A 5,557-nucleotide genomic window follows, 5' to 3' on the forward strand; every position below is an offset into this window, starting at 1 on the left:
GGAAGTGTATTTTTAATAATCAATACTATTTTTTACCACGCTTTTCCTTCGGCCTTTTTGAATGTTGCATGGGCTGCGATAGCAATAATCGCAATGTCCCAAATTTTTAGCAGTCGTAATCATAAATAATAAGCAGATCAGTGACAGACTATGATGTAATAGTGATAGGAGGCGGAGCTGCAGGCCTCATGGCTGCAGGTCAGGCAGGAAGCAGGGGGGCTAAAGTGCTTGTATTGGAAAAGATGGGCCAACCTGCACGGAAATTACGAATTACGGGAAAAGGCCGCTGCAATCTTACAAATCTTTCGCCTGTTTCTGAATTTATCGGGCATATTCAGCCAAACGGGAAATTCCTGCGCCAGGCCTTTGCAGGCTTTTTTACTACCGAACTGCTTGATTTCATGAAGGCAATCGGGGTCCCTACGGTCACCGAAAGAGGACAAAGGGTTTTCCCTGCCAGTGAAAAAGCCCAGGATGTGGTGGATGCCCTCGTTCGCTGGGCAAAAAAAAATAAGGTTGAAATCAGGTGCAATTCTCAGGTTGCTGAACTGTTGGCAACTGATTCAGGCATTCAGGGCGTAAAAACAAAAGAGGGGGAAATTATCCGGGCAAGGTCGGTTATTCTTGCCACAGGCGGGAAAAGTTATCCGGCTACAGGTTCCACCGGTGATGGATATAAACTGGCATCCATGATGGGGCATACCATTCACGAGCCTTTCCCTTCCTTAGTCCCTATAGAAACCACTGGTTATGCTGCACAGGATATGCAGGGATTAAGCCTGAAGAATGTTACGGCCACATTGTGGTCAAACGGAAAAAAAATTGCAGAGGAGTTTGGAGAAATGCTGTTCACGCATTTTGGTTTGTCCGGACCTATTATTCTTACCCTTAGCCGGACCTGTGTTGAGGAGATGAATAAAGGGAATAAAATAAGCATTTCCATCGATCTCAAGCCTGCTCTCGACGAGCAAAAACTGGATGCCCGGTTGTTGCGCGATTTGAATGAACATGGCAAAATGATGTTTAAAACTGTACTTCAAGGTTTACTGCCTGCCAAAATGATTCCTGTCTGTGCAGGTTTGGTCGGCATTCCTGCCGATAAGCCGTGTAACCAGATTTCTTCCGCCGAAAGGAAAAAACTTAGATATTGGCTTAAAAATTTCACTTTGGGAATCTCAGGGCACCGTTCTTTTGCAGAAGCAATTATTACTGCCGGCGGTGTTGATACGCAGCAGGTGAACCCCAAAACGATGGAATCGAAATTTATTAAAGGTCTTTATTTTGCGGGTGAATTGCTTGATCTGGATGCCGATACAGGAGGTTATAACCTTCAGATAGCCTTCTCTACTGGTTGGGCAGCAGGAAATGCAGCTGCATCATTTGATCAGGAAATCGAGCATTAGCTCATCTTCAAGGTAGGCCTGCAACCTGTCGTTTATTTTTACCGGGCCAACACCAGCCGGGGTTCCTGTAAAAATCAAATCTCCTGTCCGCAGGGTAAAAAAGCGGGAAACATATTCTATGATACGATCGACTGAAAAAATCATATCTTTTGTGTTTCCTGATTGTACGGTTTCCCCGTTTAGATCCAGACGGAAATTAATCAGCTGAACATTGGAGAACCTGTCTTTATTTACAAACTTACTGATGGGTGCCGAACCCTCAAATGCCTTGGCTATTTCCCAGGGTAATCCTTTTTCCTTGCAGCGCCTTTGTAAATCGCGGGCAGTAAAATCAATGCCCAACCCAATTTCATCGTAATAGCGGTGCGCAAATTTTTGTGCAATGGTTTTCCCAAGCCTGTTGATTTTTACGACTACTTCTGTTTCGTATTGAATGTCCTTCGAAAAATCAGGATAATAGAAGGGCCTGTTGTTCTTGATTATAGACGTGTCCGGTTTTAAGAAAAATACAGGAGTTTCGGGGACAGGATTGTTCAATTCATGAGCGTGCTCTATGTAATTCCGTCCTATGCAGATAATTTTCATCGCAGAAGATTTAGCGCATTGACAATCAGAATATTATTTCTGATTGTCAATACAAAATATAAATTTAGATCCGGTTGATAAAATGCTGAAAAGAAATTCAACAGGTTTCTTGATTATTTTTTATTGAACTCCCTGATTTTGATGGCCGTAATAACTCTTTTCGTATATAAAGGGAAATTGCCGTTCATCATCCAGGAATAGTAGCTGGGTTCTTTTTTGAAAATATCAACAACCGCTTTCCCTTTATGTTTGCCGAAATTGAAAATTTCATTTCCTGCTTCATCATAAATAATCCTTCCTGCAAAATCAGCATTGTTTGTTTGAGCAGAAAATTCGGAAAGTTTATCTATGTCGTTTTCTATTTTATCGTTGTAACGGTCGAGCTGTGCTTTAAGAATTTCATAAGTGGCGTTGGTATCGGCTTCAGCGGTATGTGCATTTTCAAGAACTTTATCGCAATAAAACTGGTAAGCAGCACTAAGGGTACGTTGTTCCATTTTATGAAAAATGACCTGCACATCAACAAATTTATGTTTTTTCAGATCAATGTCCACTTCTGCCCTGATAAATTCTTCAGCCAGCAGGGGAATATCAAACCGGTTGGAATTATACCCTGCCAAGTCGCAACCTTCAAAATCCTTGGCGATGTTGTTGGCAATCTGGGCAAAAGTAGGTTTGTCCTTGACATCTTCATCGGTGATCCCGTGAATTTGGGTGGTTTTGGGTGGTATGGGGATTGTGGGATTAATAAGATAGGTCTTTTCAACTTTATGTCCGTCGGGAAAGACTTTTAAATAAGATAATTCTACAATTCTGTCATTAATGATATCGATGCCGGTTGTTTCCAGGTCAAAAAATATCAACGGGTTTTTTAACTTAAGTTCCATTTAAATTTAAAGTGATAAGAAAAAACAAAAATAAATTGTCTGAAAAGTTCTGCTGTTTATCAATTTAAATTTCCTGTAATAAAGGGGAAAGTTGAAAAAATCAGAAAAAACTTTTCAGACAATCAATATAATAAATTAGTATAGTCGATTATGCACCAATCATCATGGGCATAATAAGCATCAAAATATCTTCGTCGGGATTTTCGTTTTCAGCCGGTACAATGATTCCAGCCCTAGAAGGATCTGATAATTCAAATACCACTTCAGGAACCGCCAGGTTGGAAAGGATTTCAACAAGGAAAGAAGATTTGAATCCAATTTCCATATCTTCTCCTTCGTACTGGGCATTGAGCCTTTCATAAGCCGAAATGGAGAAATCAATGTCCTGCGCGGAAACAGTAACCTGGTTTCCGGTAAGATTCATTTTGATCAGGTTGCTGGCCTGATTGGAGAATACAGAAACCCGGCGAAGTGAATTGTATAAATCGAGACGGTCTATGGTCAGCTTGTTGGGGTTATCGGTAGGGATAACGGAATTATAGCTGGGATAGGTTCCTTCGACAAGTCGGGAAAACATTTTGTAATCGGTCAGCTGGATGAAAACATTTTTGTCGTCAAACTCAACCAATACTTCATTTTCTTCTTTTGGAAGTATACTGCGAAGCAGGGTGGCCGGTTTCTTGGGCAGAATAAAGGAGGCTTCACTGTCGGCTTTAACATCTTTGCGGATGTAACGTACCAGTTTGTGGGCATCTGAAGCTACAAAAGTTACAGATTCCGTTGACAATTCAACGAAGATTCCGTTCATTACAGGGCGAAGCTCATCTTCAGCGGATGCAAAATGGGTTTTGTCTATTCCTGTGAAAAGAACGTCATGGCCCATTCTGACAGAGGATTTCTTATCTTCTTTGATTTCAGGGATTTTTGGAAAATCAACTCCGTTTTGCCCCGGTATGTTGAATTGTCCGTTTTCTGAACTGATCGTTACGGCCAGTGATTCGTCATTGATATCAAATGTCAGGGGTTGTTCCGGAAATTCCTTTAAAGTGTCGTTAAGAAGTTTGGCAGGGAGAGCAATAATTCCATCACCGGAAGCATTTTCCAATGTCATTTTAGTGATCAAAGTGGTTTCTAAATCCGAGGCAGTTATTTCTAATTCGTTGTTTTCCAACCGAAATAAGAAATTGTCCAGGATGGGCAGGGTGTTTTTGGTGTTAATGACCTTGCTTATAGCCTGTAAATGACTTAATAAATCGGTACTCGATGCTACAAATTTCATTTGTCCTAAATTTTTAATTATTAAATTACTTGATATTCAATTTTGTTAATATCTGAATTTCAAAAATCAATTATACAAAAAAATTATGATTGCCCAATTTTAATCTTTCATAAAATCTTTTATCTCCTGCATAAATACATCAAAATCAAGATATTTTAGTATGACTTTATCCTTATCATTGTTTAGGTAGGCATAGAGCCTGTAGGGATCAAAGGGAAGTTTTTTGCCGACTTTTTTTGCCATTTTCTCGGACAATGCCATTGGAAATGTTTTGACAGTAGTCGTATGCCCTTTTGTGTCTGTAAGGCTGATGCTGCAATAGGGTTTGCCTGCTTTCACGGAATCCCTTTCCCCGGGTCTGGTTGCGGAAACATATTTTTCAAATTTGAAATCATGAAAGTAGGAAAGGTAGGTCATTAATTTGTTCTGGTCTGTTTTTTCTATTTTCTTATTGGTTTGTAACTGGAATAAGGAGAATTCATTGCTACCGGCTTTTTCAATTTTGAAAGACCTCTGTTTATCGGGATATTCAACTATAACCGATTCGATATCATCAAGCAGGCAATGGAATACAGTATTGTTGCGCCAGTAACTTTCGTCGGTAACGAGAAGATCGGCTATCCGCCCATTATAATTGGGTAATTCTATTTCATACGGTTTCTTACTGTCGGTAGACAGCATGCACGAAGCCCCCATTTTTAAATTATCCCAGAAACAGTAAGTTTTATAGGGCCTGGTATGCTTGTAAAAGACTACTTTCAGCCGGCCCGATTGCAGGCTGTCCATGGCTTCTGAAAGCTGTTTCCGGGGAACTGTGGTTTTGATGTTGAGCCCGTCGAAAACGCGGTATATGGCTTTAATGGCATCTGGCCTTACTTCAAATCTCTGGTCTACCAGCCAGCAATTTTTTTCTTTTGTCAAAGCAATTGTTTTGCCGTTTTTGATTACTTCAATTTTAGAAATCGATGTTGTATCGCGCATATCGAAACCTGCTGATGCTGTGCCCAGCGTGCTTTTATTGTTGGAATAGAAAAAAATGGTGGCAATGATCATTAAAACAACCAATACAAAAAGATACCATGCGTATTTCTTAAAAGTCATAATACAAATTAGATATAAGTAATTTAATATCAATAATAAAGAAAAGAATTAAAACCCATTACAAACCTAGTGAAATTTATAAAACTTAACCAGATTTAATCGAAAATTTTATGTGAGGGAAAGAGAAGGAAATTCATCAGTGTTAAAGTATGTTAAACTCCAGTGTTAAACTAAACCATAATGTACATATTTTGTCTAAACATAAAACAATTAAATTTCTTCATCATGAAAAAAGCCATTTTATTGTTATCATTGGGTTTGTTCATTGCCTTTTCAGCAGGGGCACAGACTCCGGTTACAAC

5 protein-coding genes are annotated in these 5,557 nt (G+C 39.6%); 1 reads left to right on the top strand and 4 read right to left on the bottom strand.

The features are described from left to right. Window positions 1-140 precede the first annotated feature (140 nt). Complete coding sequence (locus Q8907_12075) at window positions 141-1,403, top strand: NAD(P)/FAD-dependent oxidoreductase (GenBank protein MDP4275007.1); 1,263 nt, start codon at window positions 141-143, stop codon at window positions 1,401-1,403. Here the strand turns inward: Q8907_12075 and Q8907_12080 are convergent. The 4 genes from Q8907_12080 to Q8907_12095 form a co-directional block, all read right to left on the bottom strand. After that, a complete protein-coding gene (locus tag Q8907_12080) occupies window positions 1,377-1,988 on the bottom strand; it encodes a fumarylacetoacetate hydrolase family protein (GenBank protein ID MDP4275008.1) in 612 nt (203 codons plus the stop codon). The genes Q8907_12075 and Q8907_12080 overlap by 27 nt on opposite strands. Window positions 1,989-2,101: 113 nt before the next feature. After that, window positions 2,102-2,875: a 3'-5' exonuclease gene (locus tag Q8907_12085; GenBank protein ID MDP4275009.1), complete on the bottom strand. Its 774-nt coding sequence runs from the start codon at window positions 2,873-2,875 to the stop codon at window positions 2,102-2,104. A gap of 148 nt (window positions 2,876-3,023) precedes the next feature. Next, a complete protein-coding gene (gene dnaN, locus Q8907_12090; protein MDP4275010.1) occupies window positions 3,024-4,154 on the bottom strand; it encodes a DNA polymerase III subunit beta in 1,131 nt (376 codons plus the stop codon). Between the two features lie 99 nt (window positions 4,155-4,253). Continuing rightward, entirely contained in the window at window positions 4,254-5,255 is a 1,002-nt protein-coding gene (locus tag Q8907_12095; GenBank protein MDP4275011.1) for a hypothetical protein, read from the bottom strand. Window positions 5,256-5,557 lie beyond the last annotated feature (302 nt).

The sequence above is a fragment of the Bacteroidota bacterium genome, assembly GCA_030706565.1.
Lineage (GTDB): Bacteria > Bacteroidota > Bacteroidia > Bacteroidales > JAUZOH01 > JAUZOH01.